This window comes from Prevotella sp. S7 MS 2, from assembly GCF_000762865.1.
GTDB lineage: Bacteria > Bacteroidota > Bacteroidia > Bacteroidales > Bacteroidaceae > Prevotella.
The window spans coordinates 1-17,331 of the sequence record NZ_JRPT01000058.1; the positions used below are offsets into that span (position 1 = coordinate 1).

General features: G+C 44.1%; 15 protein-coding genes. 8 read left to right on the forward strand and 7 right to left on the reverse strand.

Going from position 1 to position 17,331, the window contains the following annotated elements:
• From HMPREF0671_RS09395 to HMPREF0671_RS09410, 4 genes are all read left to right on the forward strand, one after another.
• On the forward strand, positions 1–643 hold a 643-nt coding region (locus HMPREF0671_RS09395), incomplete at its 5' end, for a toprim domain-containing protein (protein WP_036899888.1).
• Between the two features lie 104 nt (positions 644–747).
• Positions 748–1,095, forward strand: coding sequence for a plasmid mobilization relaxosome protein MobC (gene mobC / locus HMPREF0671_RS09400; protein WP_036899890.1), 348 nt, complete (start codon positions 748–750; stop codon positions 1,093–1,095).
• Complete coding sequence (locus HMPREF0671_RS09405) at positions 1,092–2,015, forward strand: relaxase/mobilization nuclease domain-containing protein (RefSeq protein WP_036899892.1); 924 nt, start codon at positions 1,092–1,094, stop codon at positions 2,013–2,015. The genes mobC and HMPREF0671_RS09405 overlap by 4 nt, the downstream gene beginning before the upstream one ends.
• Positions 2,016–2,036: 21 nt before the next feature.
• Complete coding sequence (locus HMPREF0671_RS09410) at positions 2,037–2,699, forward strand: hypothetical protein (RefSeq protein WP_036899894.1); 663 nt, start codon at positions 2,037–2,039, stop codon at positions 2,697–2,699.
• Here HMPREF0671_RS09410 and HMPREF0671_RS09415 read toward each other — a convergent pair.
• From HMPREF0671_RS09415 to HMPREF0671_RS09425, 3 genes are read right to left on the reverse strand one after another with little or no spacing between them, the layout of a single operon-like run.
• On the reverse strand, positions 2,694–3,398 hold the full coding sequence (locus HMPREF0671_RS09415; protein ID WP_036899896.1) for a hypothetical protein: 705 nt from the start codon (positions 3,396–3,398) through the stop codon (positions 2,694–2,696). The genes HMPREF0671_RS09410 and HMPREF0671_RS09415 overlap by 6 nt on opposite strands.
• A 22-nt stretch (positions 3,399–3,420) precedes the next feature.
• A complete protein-coding gene (locus HMPREF0671_RS09420; RefSeq protein ID WP_036899898.1) occupies positions 3,421–4,692 on the reverse strand; it encodes a YhcG family protein in 1,272 nt (423 codons plus the stop codon).
• Positions 4,693–4,704: 12 nt separating this feature from the next.
• Positions 4,705–5,997, reverse strand: coding sequence for a site-specific integrase (locus HMPREF0671_RS09425; RefSeq protein WP_036899900.1), 1,293 nt, complete (start codon positions 5,995–5,997; stop codon positions 4,705–4,707).
• A gap of 194 nt (positions 5,998–6,191) precedes the next feature.
• On the opposite strand from HMPREF0671_RS09425, the gene HMPREF0671_RS12595 reads away from it, so the two are divergent.
• Complete coding sequence (locus HMPREF0671_RS12595; RefSeq protein ID WP_255347970.1) at positions 6,192–6,422, forward strand: transposase; 231 nt, start codon at positions 6,192–6,194, stop codon at positions 6,420–6,422.
• A gap of 70 nt (positions 6,423–6,492) precedes the next feature.
• On the opposite strand, the gene HMPREF0671_RS09430 is transcribed toward HMPREF0671_RS12595, so the two are convergent.
• Positions 6,493–7,089, reverse strand: coding sequence for a hypothetical protein (locus HMPREF0671_RS09430; RefSeq protein ID WP_036899901.1), 597 nt, complete (start codon positions 7,087–7,089; stop codon positions 6,493–6,495).
• A 634-nt stretch (positions 7,090–7,723) separates the two neighbouring features.
• On the opposite strand from HMPREF0671_RS09430, the gene HMPREF0671_RS12320 reads away from it, so the two are divergent.
• The 3 genes from HMPREF0671_RS12320 to HMPREF0671_RS09440 all read left to right on the forward strand — a co-directional run bounded on the left by HMPREF0671_RS12320 (position 7,724) and on the right by HMPREF0671_RS09440 (position 12,691).
• A complete protein-coding gene (locus HMPREF0671_RS12320) occupies positions 7,724–7,879 on the forward strand; it encodes a hypothetical protein (RefSeq protein WP_156431106.1) in 156 nt (51 codons plus the stop codon).
• A gap of 126 nt (positions 7,880–8,005) precedes the next feature.
• Positions 8,006–9,910: a hypothetical protein gene (locus HMPREF0671_RS09435; RefSeq protein ID WP_036899925.1), complete on the forward strand. Its 1,905-nt coding sequence runs from the start codon at positions 8,006–8,008 to the stop codon at positions 9,908–9,910.
• 648 nt (positions 9,911–10,558) lie between these two features.
• Positions 10,559–12,691, forward strand: a complete 2,133-nt coding sequence (locus tag HMPREF0671_RS09440) for a TonB-dependent receptor (protein WP_036899927.1) — start codon at positions 10,559–10,561, stop codon at positions 12,689–12,691.
• Positions 12,692–12,856: 165 nt separating this feature from the next.
• Here the strand turns inward: HMPREF0671_RS09440 and HMPREF0671_RS09445 are convergent, their stop codons facing one another.
• The 3 genes from HMPREF0671_RS09445 to HMPREF0671_RS09455 are packed head-to-tail and all read right to left on the reverse strand — an operon-like array spanning position 12,857 to position 17,329.
• Positions 12,857–14,164, reverse strand: coding sequence for a DUF1302 family protein (locus HMPREF0671_RS09445; protein WP_036899903.1), 1,308 nt, complete (start codon positions 14,162–14,164; stop codon positions 12,857–12,859).
• 2 nt (positions 14,165–14,166) lie between these two features.
• A complete protein-coding gene (locus HMPREF0671_RS09450; RefSeq protein ID WP_036899905.1) occupies positions 14,167–14,946 on the reverse strand; it encodes an outer membrane lipoprotein-sorting protein in 780 nt (259 codons plus the stop codon).
• Between the two features lie 10 nt (positions 14,947–14,956).
• Positions 14,957–17,329, reverse strand: a complete 2,373-nt coding sequence (locus HMPREF0671_RS09455) for an RND family transporter (RefSeq protein ID WP_036899907.1) — start codon at positions 17,327–17,329, stop codon at positions 14,957–14,959.
• Between the last annotated feature and the right edge of the window lie 2 nt (positions 17,330–17,331).

A 17,331-nucleotide genomic window follows, 5' to 3' on the forward strand; every position in this document is an offset into this window, starting at 1 on the left:
AAGTGGTGCTAAACAAGTAGCGCTTCAAGAATTTTCTTTTGGCGGTGAAAGAAAAATCTCCGAGGGCAAATTGGAAATCCTATCTGCGCAACCGCTCTCCAATCCCTATTTGCTCCGCTATCTCGCAGCACGTGCTATTCCTCTTCCCGTAGCCAGCGCCTACTGCTCGGAAGTTCTATTCCAAAATATGAATCGGACATACTATGCCATTGGATTTGCAAACGATGCTTGGGGATGGGAAATCCGCAATATGTATTTCAAAGGATGTATCGCCCCGAAGGCAATTACAACGATTAAAAGAGGTGCCGACCGCCTACAAGTCTTTGAGGGATTTATGGATTTTCTCTCGTGGCAAACACTAAATCCTTCTTCAACTTGCGATACCATAGTTCTTAATTCTTTGGCTCTTTTGCCACGCATTCAAGAGAAGATAAAAAGCTACAAGCAAGTTGAGAGTTTTCTAGACAATGATGATGCTGGACGAAAATCGTTTGAAGTTTTGAAGCATTTTTGCCCATCTATCATAGACGGTTCTGTTCGCTATCGAACTCACAAAGATATCAATGAATGGCTCGTTGCTCAATCCAAAGTGAAAGAGAAACAGCCGTTATTACTGACCACGAAGCGTGGTATCAGAAGATAGCGTGTATCTGGGAAGCAAGTTTGTGTTTTGAGTATCTCAAAACCTACTTGCTCCCCAAGTTGGGAGGACAAATCCCGTTGGTCTCATCAACAGAAAGAACAATTATGGAACAGAAGAATAAGGGTGGGCGACCCACCAAAACTTTATCAGAGAAACGAAAATATCAAGTACTTCTACGGCTCAACACCATGGAGTACTACACCCTATTGGGCAAAGCACGAGAAACCTCTATTACTCGTACTGAGTTTTTACGTCGGCTCATTACAAAAGCAGAAGTTAAGGCACGCATCAAACCCGAAGAGATGCAACTCATCCGTACAGTCTCGGGTATGGCAAACAATCTCAATCAGATAGCCCATCGACTCAATGCCTTTGGCATTTATGCACTCAATGAAGACTTGAATGCACTCAAAGTCCTCATCCATGAACTCATCAAACGCTTGAAACCATGATAGCCAAGATTATCAAAGGCGCAAACTTCGGAGGAGTCATCAACTATATGCTCAGCAAAGAGGAAGGAAAAGCTAAGGTTTTAGCGAGTAATAACATTGGTTTTATCGACCAAAACCTATGCGCTCACGAGTTCGCCCTTCAAGCCTCTATGCGCCCGAATGTGCAGAAGCCTGTTTGTCACACGATACTCTCGTTCTCTGCCAGCGATGCCGAGCGATTGACAGATGATGTGATGGTGAAGATTGCCAATGAGTATTTAGAGAAAATGGGCTACGGGAACACACAGAGCCTTATTGTAAGGCACAGTGACCGCCAGCATCCGCACCTGCACATTTGCATCAATCGCATTGGCAATGATGGCAAGACCATCAGCGACCGCAATGAGAAATACCGCTCTACGAAGATTTGCCGAGAACTGACTGAGCGTTACGGTTTGACACTTGGCGAAGGGAAGAAGGCGGTAAACCGCCAACGCCTGCGAGGAGAAGATAAATTGCGCTATGAGATATTCGATGCCATCAAAGCTGTGTTGCCCCAATCGAAGAATTGGAAAGGCTTTGTCGCAGGTTTAGACAAACAAGGCATTACCACTCGTTTCAAAACAAAAGGCAATACAGACGTAGTGCAAGGCATCATCTTTATAAAAGACGATTTCAGTTTCAGTGGCTCAAAGATAGACCGATCCTGCTCTTTCTCTCGCCTTAATGCAGAGATAGAGCGAAACATTCAACAGGCACAGCAACATCTATCGAAAGAGCCAATGGCACATTCGATAGATGAGAGCGGATTTGCAAGCGACTTATCCGATGCACTTGACGAAATCTTTACGATGCCTATGCCCAGCGGAGGCGTAGACGTTGATGAACTCCGATTCCAAAAGAAACTTCGCAACAGAGCCAACCGCAAACGTAGAATTTAATCACCTCAAAATTATAATCTTATGAACAACGAAATAGCACCAGTTCTCGATATTCTCGAAGAACTCAAACAAGAATGCAAAGCCATCATTAAGGTGCAAACAGAACTGCGCACCACGCTCGCAGAACAACCTGCCAACTCAACAACAGTGCGCACTACAACGCAAGAGACCGTACAAATTCATCTCTCCAAAGAGACGCAAACCAAAATCAAGGAACACCAACTTTTTGTTTTGAAAGCACTCTCGCAGTCGAGCAAAAAACTTGACCCAAAGTTTGAAGCCTTACAGCAGCTCATCCGTGAGCAACAAAAGTCCGTAGAGTACAAGAACTACTCACTCTTTGCCAGCGTGCAATTAGCCGAGCGCATATTGCTCCTGTTAGTTTGCGGCTTGGTTATGGTCAGTTGTTGGTTCTTCGCCATGGGTGCTCATGAACTTGAAACCTCCTCTGACTACGACCTTCGCTACCGCTATCTGCGTATGCAAGGCAAAGCCACAAGTGAAGACTTCGTTTATCTTGACAGTATGTTTGTTTCGCATCGCAATCCGAAATCCATCCATCAGTTAGAGCAGAAAGTCATTGATTACGAACAAGCCCTACAAAGACAAGCCGAGTTGCTGATGGAACAGAAACATATCCAACAAGAGCAAGGAGAGTTGAAGAAGCGTTTGAAGAAATTATGAATCTGATGCACCTGATAATAAACTCTCTCTACTTAAGGATTCATGTACAGGATCTGTTAGTTTTGTAGCAGCCAAGAGGCAATAAGTGTTACTAGTTTCTTCCTCCTTAAAAACATAACCTTCCCAATGATTGTGAATGAGCATTTCCTTAAAAGCAACTCCATTATTAAAATCGGTTAATGATTGCCCTAACAATGGGGGGCTTTTATAGAAGAAATCATCAATTCTTGCGGCTGCTCCTATTTTTTCTGTACAATTTCCTGAATAAAGCAATTCTAAGTCACGCTCTATCTCGGTATAACATGCTTGTTTCTGATAATTACAGAAAGAATTAGTCACAACATCTAAATTTAATTCTCTTAAAACACTTATCATGTTACTGCACCTCTCGATACCAGAAAATAGATCTAACAACACAATATCTTCACGAACAGTACAAGTTGTAAGAGTGGCTTTTTCAACTATCTTACCTTTTTCTTCTTCTTGTTTTTTTATTGCGACTTTCAACACTCTCTTAGCGGTACTTTTATCCTTATAAAAGAAATAGGCTCCAATTTGATTTTTGTGTCCAAGTCCATCGAAATTGTACTCTGGATTGTGTATGTTATTACACCAAACGTCAGGATAATCTTGTTCTAGACCATATCTGTATAACACATCTCCATTTTCAAGAATTATTTTGTCTTTATCTTTCCTCATTGGTATATTATAGGTTTTGGAATTAGATTGTTGCTATTTTAGATAATTCTTCCTCCACTTCTTCCACCGTAGGCAGCGCCGATTTCAAATTCTCAGGAATAGCCTTTGAGAGTTGGTAATCGCTGACACCGATTGGCTGGTCGTAGCCAGAGAGAGCATATTGCGCCACCACCTTATCGCCACCATTGCAGAGAAGCAAGCCAATGGTCTTGTTGTCGTGTTCGCCACGGAGGGTATCGTCCACAACATTGATATAGAAGTTCAGTTGCCCCATATATTCAGGCTTGAAAGGTGTGGCTTTAAGTTCGACAACAACGTATGCATGCAGTTGGATGTTATAGAGAATAAGGTCAGCATAAAAACCAGAATCGCCTACTTCAAAATGCTTCTGCTGTGCCACAAATGCAAAGCCACTGCCCATTTCCAAAAGATATTTGGTGATATGCGAAATCAATTGCCGTTCAATGTCTCGTTCTGCCATTTCATCTGTCTGTCCCATTATGTCAAAGATATATGGGTCTTTCATCAGATAGTTGGCAAGGTCGCTTTGCGGTTTGGGTAATCGCACAGAGAAGTTGCTCACTTTCTGTGCCGTAATCTGCCGAGCAAAAAGATTGGTTTCTATCTGCATTTGCAGAACATTGCGACTCCACCCATTAGCAACTGCTTGCGTAATGTACCAGTAACGCTTACCCAAAGGCTGCTTGCTATTAAGCAGAATAACATGGCTTGCCCAGTTGGTGCGAACAATGGCTGAATGTTTGAAGATTTCCTCTATCTGACTGATGTCGCTGTGGTAGATAGCTGATAGCGTTTCAGAGACTTCTCCCAATTGTGCAACAGGTTGTTGCGTAATTGTATTCAGCTGATTATCTGTGGATTGAATTAGTGCAACAGGTTGTTGCACAATTTGATTGAGTTCATTTGTCAAGCTCAAAATATTTTCTACCGTAGGGGTTTTGAGCAAGCCATCTACTCTGTCCATTTCTTTCAGCACCTCCAACGGATAAGCACTGGCGAATTGGCACATATAGAAGAGGTTTCTACGAGAATACCCCTTCTTGTCCGGATATTTAGAACGTATCGCTTTAGAAAGGTTGTCAATGACTTTGCTTCCCCAACCTTCTTTCCTTTGGTGATAGAGGATAAAATGTCCCACTTTCCAATAGTGGAAAAGCATGTCTGCGTTTGCAGAGGCTATTAAGTGTATTTGTGTATGTTCAAGGTCGGCACCGATGGCTCGTACAACGAGTGATAAATCTTGTTTCTCTGCTTTATTTATGTCTTGGCTCATATTATTTCGGTGTTATAATTGATTGAATTTACTCATGGCATTTGCCTTAATATCGTCCGCAATATCTATGTAAGGTTTCATAGCCTTGTAATCGCTGTGCCCTGTCCACTTCATCACAACTTGAGGAGGAATACCCAATGCAAGCGCATTGCAAATGAATGTTCTACGACCTGCGTGTGTGCCAAGCAGGGCATATTTAGGTGTAACCTCGTCAATACGCTCATTACCTTTGTAATACGTTTGGCGCACAGGCTCGTCAATCCCTGCCATTTCTGCTAATTCCTTGAGATAGTCATTCATTTTCTGATTGGTAATCACAGGCAAGACCTTATCATTTTCAAACGCCACATCCTTGTATTTGTCAAGAATCGCTTTACTGTGATTGTTCAGCTCGATAATCAGGCTATCGGAAGTCTTGACCGTTGTAACCTCAATATGGTCGTCTTTAATATCACTTCTGCGGAGGTTGAATACATCCGAATAGCGCAAACCAGTGAAGCATTGGAAGAGGAAAACATCACGCACACGTTCGAGCGCCTGCTTGTTGGAAGGGATTTTGAACTCTCGGAGACGATTGAGTTCGTCCCAAGTGAGAAAGATGATTTTCTTTTGGGTACTCTTGAGTTTAGGCTTATAACTATCGTAGGCGTTGTTTTGATGCACACCTTTCTTGAAAGCCCAGCGCAAAAACCACTTCAAGAAACTCAGTTGCTTGCCAATGGTCGAATTGCGCATTTCCTTTACGTCACGGAGATAACCCACATAGTCATTCAAGCCTCGCTCATCAAAGAACTCAAAGGTAAGTCCTTCACAAAAGTTGGTCAAATGATTTTTTACGGCTGCAAATTTCTCAAACGTGGAGTCCGTCCAATTGTTCTGACGTCCACAATCCTCGACAAAATCATCAAACACCTGAAAGAAATCACAAGGCAACGCTTCTTTCTTTGGCTTAGGTTCTTCGCTCACAGGTTTGTGCAAAGCATTGAAAGCCTTCTTTATCTGTTCGGGCGTTGGCATTACGTCCTCTACCTCAAACCTCTTAAAGATTGACTGTATTTCTGTATAATACTCCAAGAGTGAAGCGTTGATTTCAGAAGCCGATTGTTTCAACTTATTGCTACAACCATTCTTCACACGTTGCTTATCTGTATCCCACTTGCTAGCATCAATGCGGTAGCCAGTGGTAAACTCAATCCGCTTGGACGCAAAATTAACACGCATACGAACCGGCACGTTCTCTGTGATAAGAACTCCGTCCTTCTTCCTGCTCTCTAACGTGAAGATGATGTTCCGTTTGATATTCATACCTTCGGGTGTATTGATTTATGCACCCGAAGTTACACCCTAAAAACGATATAACCAAAGATTTTCCGTGAAATCTCACTTTATTAATAATTTGCGCAAACTGCTATATTACAATAGATTGATGCGATTTGGTAGCTTGTGATAGTTCAAGAGAAAGAGCCTCTCTCTCCGCGTGAAGTACTCTGTAAAAAGAGTTGAGAAAAACTTCAAAAATCCGTAAGTATCGTAACTTCAGTAAGTTGCGATACTTTTGTTTTATACAAATCTTACTTTTCAGAGGTCGTTTAGAGGTTGGAAAAGTAGAGGGAATAAACAACAAGATAAAAGTAATGAAACGCAATGCATACGGATTCAAAGATGAAAGATATTTTACTCTCAGGCTTTATGCACTACACGATTGTCGTATCACTCGAAATGTCGGATGAACCGAAAAATAGTCTTTTTCCAAATATTCATAACAGGAAAAAGACTATTCTGTACAAGCAAGGAATGCTATCAGCCTACTCTCTTCATTTTGAGCTTTGCTGATTTTACATCAAACTTTTCTGTCAATTTATAATCTGTCATCATTTCTTCTACAAGTTTAGGCACATTAAATATGCAAGAATTTTGCTTCATAGAGAGTATTTCCATAGACATGATATGCGACGATGTTGATGTCATGGTAAGCACATCATTCTTGATATCGTATGTGGATTTTTCTTCGCCTGCCTTCCAACCACCATCATATTCATAATCTATCACTTTGTGGTCTTTATCAAACTGTAGCCTTTGTACAGGAAAATCATCTACAGTCAGTTTAAGGCCAAGCTCCTTCAGCTTTTTCTCGTCAAGTTCCATGCCGTTCATGTACATTTTTGAACCTCTTATGGCATCAAGTTTTACCTCAACGTCATATTTCGCTGATGTTTTCTTGTCAGCAAGAGAGATAGACCAGCTTTCCATTTCCCATGTGCCAACAATGTTTTTAGCATAGTCGGCTACCTTTACTTTATCATTACCATCATCACTCTTACTACATCCCGTGAAAACAATCGCTGACGTCAAAAACAAGAATAGTGAAAAATACTTCAAAATGTTCATTTTGTTCATTGTAATATTCTTTATGGTTTATATGGTTTGCAAAAGTAAGTATTTTCTTTTTCGTTTTTATGGCAAGTTACAAATATTAACACCTATAAAGCCTTTTTCTTATAACGCAAACACTTCAGCAGGCGGCACATTCCCAAAATCAAGGCTATTTTCTTGTAAATATTTGCTCATCTTTCTTACGTGTTGACAATATACTTTTTTCATTCTTTTGTCAACATTTCTAATACTTTTTATGGGTCTCCAAAAGTGCTAAAATAGAAAAGAACAGACGGTTTTTTATCAAGTTTTAAGCCTTATAAACAGTAAAAATCTTTGCCGAAGACAAAAAACAGGCCGCACGCTTGGAACTATCGGACAATTTTCGTATCTTTGCCCCCGATATATCAACTCCGTGGCTCGCGCCACGTCATAAGCAATGTGCAGCGTGTGTAAAATGCGAAACTTTTTTGATGACAGCGTGATTTTTCCGACAGATTATTTGGTAGTTCCGAATAATTTGCTAACACACAGGCTAACCGCCGGTCAACTCTCTTTTTAAACATACGCATACGCGCGCGAGGAGCGGGTATGGAAACAATAGACATTTCTCAAGTATAATTATCAGTTAAAGAACAATATCAAAAAAACGAGCAAAATGAAAAAGAAAAAGTACATTACACCCAATGTTGAAACCGTTCCCACGGAAATGGAACAGAGCCTGCTCGCCGGCAGCGGAATAAGAGGTTCGATGGACAGTGATGAAAGCGACTGGGAGGAGGTAGACGACAGCGCCCCATCAGGTTCAGAATGAAACTCGACTAGGTTGAGCAAGTCCTTCAACAGCGACTGGAAAACCGGGTGGTAGGCGGAAGCAGCTTACAGGAAAGCGACTACGAAACAAAAGCATCAAACGACAAAAATGATTAAGAAAGACAGTATGAAAGCAATCAAAGCAATGAGACAGGCAGCGGTGACCGTAACGGCCGCCGTGGCGCTTGCACTGACCGGGTGCTCCGGACAGGAAGACTTCATCGACGGTGGCGATACACCAGCAAAGGGCGTAATGCTCACCATGACCGCCTCGACCGGCGTGGCGGGCCCCGACGGCACGCGCGCCTACCTCACCGAGGGCGACGACAAGAATCCGTGGCTGTGGGAGGACAAGGACGAACTACTTGTGGTGAACGATGCCGGCAAAGCCATCGGTACCCTCACGATCAAGAAAGGCATAGGCAAGGAGAAGGGCGTGTTCGAAGGCCCCGTAGACGGGTTGACAGCCGGACAAAAGGTCCGCATATTCTACCTCGGCCCCAACACGAATACATCCCGCATCGTGAACGGCAAGATCATGTTCGACTTCTCTAAGCTCGACGGCAAGCACGAATCGCTGAAAAGCCTCTGTGCCCTTAACGCAGAAGGAACGGTGAAGATGAACGGCGACAAGGCCGGCATACTGGAAGACGTGACACTCAAGAACGCCTTCGCCGCAGCCCACTTCAGCGTCAAGGGCAAATACGACCCGCTCCTGGGCAGCACATACAAAGCCCTCGTGGTACACGGCGACGTACCCCTGCAGGCCACCGTCGACGCGGCAAGCGGAAACATTGAGAGCACCGTCATGGCGGGAAGGGAGAGCAACGTGCGTGAGGGATTTGTGTTCACGACGGCGGCGAGCCCTGATAAGCCCTATGACATCTACCTCCCTCTGGTGCCCAACAAGGAAGCGACCGACAAGGCCACGATCTCCTTCGACATCTACACCGACAAGCAAACCTCCAAAAAAATCGTCTCCGCCGGAGCCGAACCGGCGACCGTAGGCAACAGCGCCGACGCCTTCGTGCGCACCGCCGCTGGCACCCCATCCGTGTTCACCGTGAGCGACAATGGCAAGAAGGTAAACTTCACCGACGGCAACCTGCAGTACATGATGCCCAAGCAGGTATATTCACTCACCGTGCGCAAGCACATCTCTCCCAACACCCTCTACCGCAAGGGCAAGGACAACCCACAAGAGCTGGAAGCCAAGTACAACGTGCTGAAGGGATACTACCGACTCGCCCCCAAGCAGTGGATCATGGTGCCCCCCACCAGCTACGCTAACAACTACTACTTCGGCATCTACACCTGTACGCAGGACAACAAAGGCGCATGGAACGTGAGCTGCACCACCAACCCCGTGTTCGACATGTTCTTCTTCGGAAAACCAGAACAACCCACCCTCGTCGACAAGAGTCCGGGCAAATACTTCCAGCCCACGGCAAAGACCGAGTACCAGGGCAAGGATCAAGACTGGACCAAGTACGCGAAGCTGGGCGACAGCAACGACCCATTAGTAACCCCCAGCCTGAGCGATTGGCAGTATCTGTTCGACACGCGCACATTTCCTGACGACAAGAGCACGCCTGCCTTTGCCCTCGCGTTCCTCGACCTCAACGGCAATGGTACCGTGGAGAGAAATGTGGACCAGGCTGGAATCGTGATATTCCCCGATGGAATGAACAAATCGACTGCAATGTCGCTCTTCACCGCACCGAATGGTTCGACTTTCGGCAAAAGAACCCTCGAAACCAACGTGGAGAGCGGCAATCTGGGCAAGATCCTCAAGATGGAAGCCGTCACCGAGAAGGGCTGCCTCTTCTTGCCCTTTCCCGGATGGAACAATGGCTATAATGGTAGCGAGTGCAAGATAGAACAGATAGGCCGCCACTTCAACTACTGGACATCCACGTCCTTGCCTATTCTGCAACAAATGTACCACTACAACATCACGATCGACGCGACATTCGGATCGAAAGGCGGAGTCAGCGGCAACGCCGTGCGCTTGGTGCGCGTCGTAAAATGACACCGCCGTGAAACGCAATCCGCGCCTGCGGACGGGGCAAGACAACACTAAGTATTAACATTTAACAAACAGAAATCATGGGTAGATATATCAAGATAGAGCCGGGCCAGCCGGGCGGACTGACCGTGGAGCGGATCAAGTAGATTCTCTCAGCTTTATTCCCCCCAAAAGGAAAATGATATCTTAAAAGGGCTGATCGCAGCAATGCGGTCAGCCCTTTCAAATATGTTGTTGTCAATTATCATTCAAAAACAGTTATTCTCATTCTGCTTTTAATTGCTGAATATCTGTTTTTTTTGCAGCCGTTGTTTTGTAGGCTGGTTCTATAAATTACCACCGCATATAGTCATTAAATTTTTATGAAATACGTTTTGTTATCTTTTGGCACGGCTCTTTCATTTAAGGACATTGTTGTTTTACAACGAATGAAACAAACGACCTTTTAAATGAAAGTGCCGTGCGAACAACAGAGTTGATGTTAGTGTGAAGGGTGGCTTATTTTGACTATTTACTAAGAGTTGATGAAGATTCATGATTTTTAGGTATTGTAATATTTTTATTTTTTTAATACCTTTGCAAACTAATTTAGTGTTCATCAAAGACATTAAAATGAATCACTTAATTTATTATTTACAAATATTATTTCACATGAAGAAAAAATACTTAATCCTGAGTATGATTGTTATGATGTATGCATTTGGTAATGCCAAAGAGCATATTAAGACAGATTCAACGTATCTTTTAAAGGAAGTTGTTATAAACACTACGCGTATCCCTGAAATAAAGTCTAATGCTGCTGCAACAGTAACAATTATAGATCAAAAGCAAATTGCAACAATGAGTAAAGCTGAACCTGATTTATCTCACCTTTTAGGTTTACTCACTCCAAGCATGGCGTTAGCAAGCAATACAACAAGTTCACGCTCCCAATCTCTTCGAGGCAGGGGCGCGCTCATATTAATAGATGGAATTCCACAATCCACTCCATTAAGATCTACAGACCGAGACATACGTTCTATAGATGTTTCTGCTATTGATCACATTGAAATAGTAAAGGGTTCGACTGCATTATACGGAAATGGTGCTATTGGAGGTGTAATAAACATTATCACAAAAAAGAATACAAAAAATAAAAAGATTGCCGGTGCGTCTTCTCTCTCAGGTTCAACTTATAATTTTTATCATGGAACACAAGGAATGGGCTATCGTGTCAACCAACAACTTTATGGTTCTATAGATAAATTAAACTATCTTGTTAGCGGTTCTTTTGTAAAAACAGGTAGTAGTATTGATGGTTCTGGTGAATATATCTCTCCACGCTATGGATTAGGTGATACTTATACGTCAAACGCTCTTATTAAATTAAGCTATGCATTATCAGCCAAAAATAAGTTAGAATTTATGTATAATTTCTATCGGAGCCTGCAGCATACTGCTCTTGTTCAGCAAAAAGGAAAATATCTAAAGAGTCCAGCTATAGGTATCTTCGGTGAAAAAGACCCACAGGCTGCTGATGAGGGTACACCTTATAACCATAATGCGTATTTAAAATTTTCCTCTCGTAAATTATTCTCAAATACAGATTTTGAGGCGTCTATATATGGTACAAGTTTATACACAATATTTGATTTCAGAAAACATAACCCGAAAAAACCGCGCTGGGAAGAAAAAAGCGGACAAGCTACCATCAAAGATCAAAAGATAGGTTTCCGTTCTCAATTTAATACATTCTTGTCAATATCTGAAAATCTCTTCACTCGTCTTACCTATGGATATGATTATCTTTTGGATGAAACCTCCCAGCCACTTGTAGATGGACGTTATTGGGTTCCTAAACTTCAGAGTAGTAATCATGCTCCATTCTTGCAAACAAAGACAACTCTTTGGGAATGTCTTCATGTAAAATTAGGAGGACGTTATGACGTTATAGATGTCAATGTACCTGATTACGATATATTGCGTACAAAACTCAGCAGTCCTGAAGTACATGTTAAGGGAGGTAAACTAAAATATAATAATTTCTCATTTAATGCAGGCATATCTTTCAATAAGTTGTCGATATTTCAACCTTTCGTTGCTTTTTCGCAAGGTTTTTCTATTTTTGATTTAGGGCGGACGCTGCGTGCAGCTAAAGAAGACGTTTTATCCAAGATTATTACTAATCCAGTAAAGACAAATAACTTTGAGTTAGGTGTATACTCAGATATCAATCATAGGTTACAGCTAAATGGATCTGTTTTTTATACCTATTCAAAGTTGGGTAGCGATCTTAAGATTGATGAAGCTGGTTTTTGGGTAGTCAACCGAACACCTCAAAAGGTATATGGAATGGAATTGAATGCAGATGCGCAAATATTAAACAACTTAAAAGCAGGTGCCAATTTCTCATGGTTTGAGGGGAAGCTCAAGTCTACTTCAGAGAAATGGGATACCTATATGTCTAACATATCTATCCCAGCAGCCAAGTTTGCTGTATATATTGATTATGCTCCTATTAAAAATATGTATATGCAGCTACATTACGTTCATACAGGAGACCGTAACCGCTTTGACACCACAGATAATGGTATATATAACGAGGGTGAAGGAAAAGTTAGTAGTATAAATTTACTCAACTTTTCAACAGGAATAAGTTTAAAGGATTGGGAACTTAATTTAGGTATCTCAAACTTGCTTAATAATACTTATTATACGCCGGCTTCAATGTTAATGGCAAGAGATGCAGAGTATGCGCATGCTGATGGACGTAAGATAACATTAACTGCAACATTTAAATATTAAAAACAGAGGTCATAATGATGACCAGCAGTAAATATATATTGGCTGGTTCTATAAATTAGCTTTGTTATCTTTTGGCTTCTTTTTATTAAAAAGAAGCCAAAAGATAACAAAACGTATTTCATAAACATTTGATGACTATGTGCGGTGGTAATTTATAGAACTAGCCTAAAAGCTGTATTTCATTTTTACCCACGCCTCCGAGTTCTTCGCATACATCTGGAACTTGCCCTTGTTGGCATGAAAATAGTCGTATCCGATAGCGATTGCTGTTTGGTCGTTGAGGGCATAGGTGGTGGATAGGCGATTGAAGATGCCACCGTTGGTTACATCAACGTAGGCAAAGGTAGAAAGTTTTAGCGTGTTTTGCAGCAGTTCTTTGGCGAGTCGTGCGGTGGCTATCCCTGCATGGCGATAGATAGGCAGTCTTTCAAGATTGCCCGATGTGTATTTGTGGCAATATTGCAGACTTGCATTCCAGTCGTTGCCAGGGTACCAATCAATGCCGATGAGCGCGTTGAGCGCATTGCGGCATTCCACTTCGCATCCCATTGCAGCATTTTGCGCCTCATTGATGTATTTGGCTACCTCTGCTCGAATGACGAATTGCCCAACGGGCAACGAACAGTCGGCTCCTAACATTGTCATGCGGTGATAGCGTCCATCGATATGTAGTGACTTTCCATCGGTTGTCATTCCCATGCGGAGGGCTGGCAGTTTGTTCCACGTCCGCAAGGCACTCACAGAGAAATCAACACCGCTGAGGTTGACGGAGATGCGTCCACCGTATTCCATGTTCTTCAACCGCTTTTCTGGTTTTCCACTTTCCAAGTCTATGGAATAAGGGAGGGAGGTGTACGGCAACCGCATTGCCCACGGATTGCGCAGGTCGGTAGGTAACACAGCGAAGTTAGTCACTGGGTTGAACACCGCTTCTGCTGTAATAGCTCCCAAGGTGTATTTGGCACGTAAGCCATTCACAGGCATGCGTATGTCGTCATAGTCTTGGGCGAGAAATTCGGTGTAGTCGATGGGCGACACGCAGTCGGTAAGGCGCAGTGCGTCTGCCACTCCCCATATCACGATTTGCCGTCCCATACGCAGGTCAAGGTTGCCTTTGGTATATGACAGATACGCCTCTCGCAGCTCAATGCCTGTGCGTTCTTTCAGTATTCCGTTGTAAATAGCGTTCAGCGAGACAAAGAGAGCTGTCGCTCCTTTTTCGAGTCTCACTTCGCCCCTTGCTCGAGTTCTCGACGCCATCCAGTCTGCATTCCCCGTTGTTCGGAGTGCGTGATAGGTGTCAAGAAATCCCTTCACCCGAATTTGCAGGGCGTTGTCCTCCGTTTCTTCCTCTTGCACATATTCCGCATCAACGGAATCGGTCTCCACCGCCGAGGTGTCAATCTGGGCAAATGCTTGTGCCGAGAACATCGGCACAAGCAAGAGCATCGTCCATAATCGCAGCCTTCTCATGGTCAGAGTCCTTTCTCCAATTTGGAAACGGTGAAGAGGTTGGGCGCAACCTTGATGTTGAACCGCTGGTTGTCCATGCGAATGATGGTCTTGTGACCCGTCTGCACATTTTCCATTTGCATGAGGTGCATCGTCCAGAAGCCCTGTACTTTATCGATGTTGGAGATAGAGAGTCGGCGGTGTAGCTTGTTTAGTTTGTCGTAGTATTCTGCTTTGACAGCCATCAAACAGTCCTGTCTTATCCACGTTACTCGACGTGTATAGATTTCGTCTTTGTCATTGGGAATCGACTGTACCACCCAGCATCTATGTCCGGCTAAGTTTTCTTCTCGCAGGAGCTGGTGTTTTTCCTCGTCCACATTGCGCATACTCATGTCGTTGTAGGTAAAGTCGCTACCCATGAAGTAGTCGGTCTTCGACGACTTACCGCTGATGCGTCTCGTCTTTTTCATGGCAGGCAGATAGAGCCACTTGTCGTCCACCTTGCGTGGATTGTCGTAGTCCCAGGTGAGGAATCCTGTTCCCTTCACATCTCCGGGATAAGTGAAGAACATAATTTTCTTTGTGTCCTTGCCTACGTCCATAGCCCACGACTCGAGCTTTCTGATGCGTTTGTGTCCACTTCGCTGAATGAGCGTCATCTCTACGTTAGCGTAGCGTGTGTCGCCATCAGGTCGGTTCTTTACTTTTTGCATAATATCTCTACCAGACAGTCCTGCTGCCTGTGCGCTACCAATTGCCAACAGAGCGATGAGCAGCAATGTAAAATTTCTTGTTTTCATACTTTTGGGTTTAATTATTATTTTGAATGTTGTTGATGTTTGCCTTTTTTTGTTTGAATATGTGGAGATAGTCTATGAGGATAGGGGTGAGGAAGAGGTCAGCCAACAAAGCCGATACCATGCCAGCTACTGCCAGTATGCCCCAGTTGCTCATCTGTGTGGCATCGGAAAAGACGAAGCCCATGAATGTAGCCGAGATGACAACTGTGGACATCACAATGGCAAGTCCTTCGGTGCGAAAGGTGCGGTTGATGGCTATTTTGTAGTTGCCATATTTGTCGTATGCCACATGACTGTGGTTGATGAAATGAATGGTATCATCGACAGCGATGCCCAAGACCATCGGGATGAGCGAGGCGGTCATCATGTCGAGTGGGTAGCCGAGCCAGCCCATCATTCCACCAACGACAATGGCAGGGGCAATGTTGGGTATCATCCCTACGAGTCCCACTTTCCAGTTTCCAAAAATCAGAACGAGGATGATGCCGATCACCAATACCGACAGCATCATCGACCACATCTGTCCTCGCTCCACATACTGCTGCATGACGGTGAATTGCGGAACATTTCCTACCACCGAAACGTGTGCATCGGGAAAGAGACGGTGTGCCTCCGCCTGAAGGTCGTTCATTTCCTTTTCGGCTTCGTTGGAGTTGTAGTCTTTCAGTTCTATTTGTAGTCTTAGCCGTTTATAGTTGTAGTCCATCCAGTATTCCGACTCCGTTCCTCCGGCGTTTTCGTACAGCAACAGCAACTGTGCCACCATATCAGCATTGTCGGGAATGGTGTAAAATTGCTGTTTGTTTCCGTTGAGCGTGCAATTCATGTCTTTCACGATGTCAGTGATGGAGTTGTGACGTTTCGTTAGCTTGTAGCCGTCAGCAATTTTTGACAATTGGTCGAGCTTTTGTAGATTTTTTGGTTTCTTGGCATCGTTGTCGTGCGGCAGCGTAATCATCAAATCGTAAGCATACATGGAGCCGAGTTCCGTTTCACAAAGGTTGAGGAATTTGTTGACGTAAGGCACTTTTCTCCCCATCGTCTTCTCAATGTCGAACGCTGGCTCGATGAAGAAGAGTCCGATGCCACAGAAAATCGTCAGCACCACCGACAACGTGACAATGCCCCGATGATGGCGTATCACAAAGCTCCCGAATTGTTCAAACCGATTGCCAATATAGCCCTCAAAGCTCTTCGACATGTTGACGGCTGGTTTTCTATCTTTGCCAAACGACAACAGAAAGGGAGTCATGAAAAGACAGGTAATCAGTATGGCGAGCAGACAGATTGATGTGTTGATACCAATTGCCTGCATCGGTACGATGTTCATGGAAAGGAAAGTCATCATGGCAGCCACGGTGGTGAGTGCTGAGAGCGATACGCCCCAACCTGTCTCGCCCATCGCGTCGATGATGGATTGCCTGCGCCTACCTGTCTCTACGAAGCGCGTCTTGAAGAAGTTGTACAGGTGGATGTTGTAGGCAATGGAGCAAGCAAAGGTGAGAATGACGGCTATCATTATGGTAGTCATGTCGATATAGATGCCTGTCCAGCCGATGATGCCAAAGCTGATGAGCAGTCCTAAGACAGAGGTGAGCAATGGTGCTATTACTCCACGTAGCGAACGAGTTACAATGAGCATCACTACAATAGAGATGATAAATGCGAAGAGGAACAATCGTCCCATTTCGCCCTTGAGATAGACCACCTTCTCATAGCTCAGATAAGGCATTCCTGCAGCAGCGGGCGACAGTTCTGCATATTTCTCCTTGCCTATGATGTGTCCTGCTTCCCTCCCGGTAATCATGTCGGGAGCCATGTCGCTTGTCTTCTTCCACACACTATCGGCAGGGAAGGGGCGCAGCTTTACCATGATCCATGTCATTGTTCCATCGGTCGATACCATTTTCTTCGCCAGATAGGGTTTGCTGTAAGCCTTGCGCTTGATTTCTTTCAGTCCAGCGGCATCCGATGGAATTTGCTCGGGTACAATCTGCTCTATGGTCATACCTTCTTCCGTACCAGAGGCAAACTCAAGGTCGGTGAGCGATGTTACTTTGTCGGCGTACGACAAACTATCTTTCAGTTCGTTGCTCAGCTCACGAATGAGCGTGAGACTGCGGTTGGAAAAGATGTCCTTGTTCTTTACCAGCACTGCCACATAGTAGTCGTTACCAAAGATAGACTTGAACTCGTTGGTCTTGAGCAGCATAGGGTCGTCGCTTAAGAAATAGTCATCGAACGAAGTTCTTACCACGATGCGCTTGGCTCCAACAAGCGAAAAGGCGATGGCCACCGCAAACAGCGCACCCACAACAAGCCGATGGCGCAAAATCCAGTTCGCCAGTTGCCTGAAAAGGTTGTTGATTTTTTCGATTTTCATTG

What these genes read in the sequence shown, in the direction of transcription:
- HMPREF0671_RS09435 (WP_036899925.1), top strand. Translation starts at nt 8,006, where the DNA reads ATGAAAGCAATCAAAGCAATGAGACAGGCAGCGGTGACCGTAACGGCC.
- HMPREF0671_RS09405 (WP_036899892.1), top strand. Translation starts at nt 1,092, where the DNA reads ATGATAGCCAAGATTATCAAAGGCGCAAACTTCGGAGGAGTCATCAAC.
- HMPREF0671_RS09415 (WP_036899896.1), bottom strand. Translation starts at nt 3,398, where the DNA reads ATGAGGAAAGATAAAGACAAAATAATTCTTGAAAATGGAGATGTGTTA.
- HMPREF0671_RS09420 (WP_036899898.1), bottom strand. Translation starts at nt 4,692, where the DNA reads ATGAGCCAAGACATAAATAAAGCAGAGAAACAAGATTTATCACTCGTT.
- HMPREF0671_RS09410 (WP_036899894.1), top strand. Translation starts at nt 2,037, where the DNA reads ATGAACAACGAAATAGCACCAGTTCTCGATATTCTCGAAGAACTCAAA.
- HMPREF0671_RS09430 (WP_036899901.1), bottom strand. Translation starts at nt 7,089, where the DNA reads ATGAACAAAATGAACATTTTGAAGTATTTTTCACTATTCTTGTTTTTG.
- HMPREF0671_RS12320 (WP_156431106.1), top strand. Translation starts at nt 7,724, where the DNA reads ATGAAAAAGAAAAAGTACATTACACCCAATGTTGAAACCGTTCCCACG.
- HMPREF0671_RS09425 (WP_036899900.1), bottom strand. Translation starts at nt 5,997, where the DNA reads ATGAATATCAAACGGAACATCATCTTCACGTTAGAGAGCAGGAAGAAG.
- HMPREF0671_RS09450 (WP_036899905.1), bottom strand. Translation starts at nt 14,946, where the DNA reads ATGAAAACAAGAAATTTTACATTGCTGCTCATCGCTCTGTTGGCAATT.
- HMPREF0671_RS09445 (WP_036899903.1), bottom strand. Translation starts at nt 14,164, where the DNA reads ATGAGAAGGCTGCGATTATGGACGATGCTCTTGCTTGTGCCGATGTTC.
- HMPREF0671_RS09455 (WP_036899907.1), bottom strand. Translation starts at nt 17,329, where the DNA reads ATGAAAATCGAAAAAATCAACAACCTTTTCAGGCAACTGGCGAACTGG.
- mobC (WP_036899890.1), top strand. Translation starts at nt 748, where the DNA reads ATGGAACAGAAGAATAAGGGTGGGCGACCCACCAAAACTTTATCAGAG.
- HMPREF0671_RS09440 (WP_036899927.1), top strand. Translation starts at nt 10,559, where the DNA reads ATGAAGAAAAAATACTTAATCCTGAGTATGATTGTTATGATGTATGCA.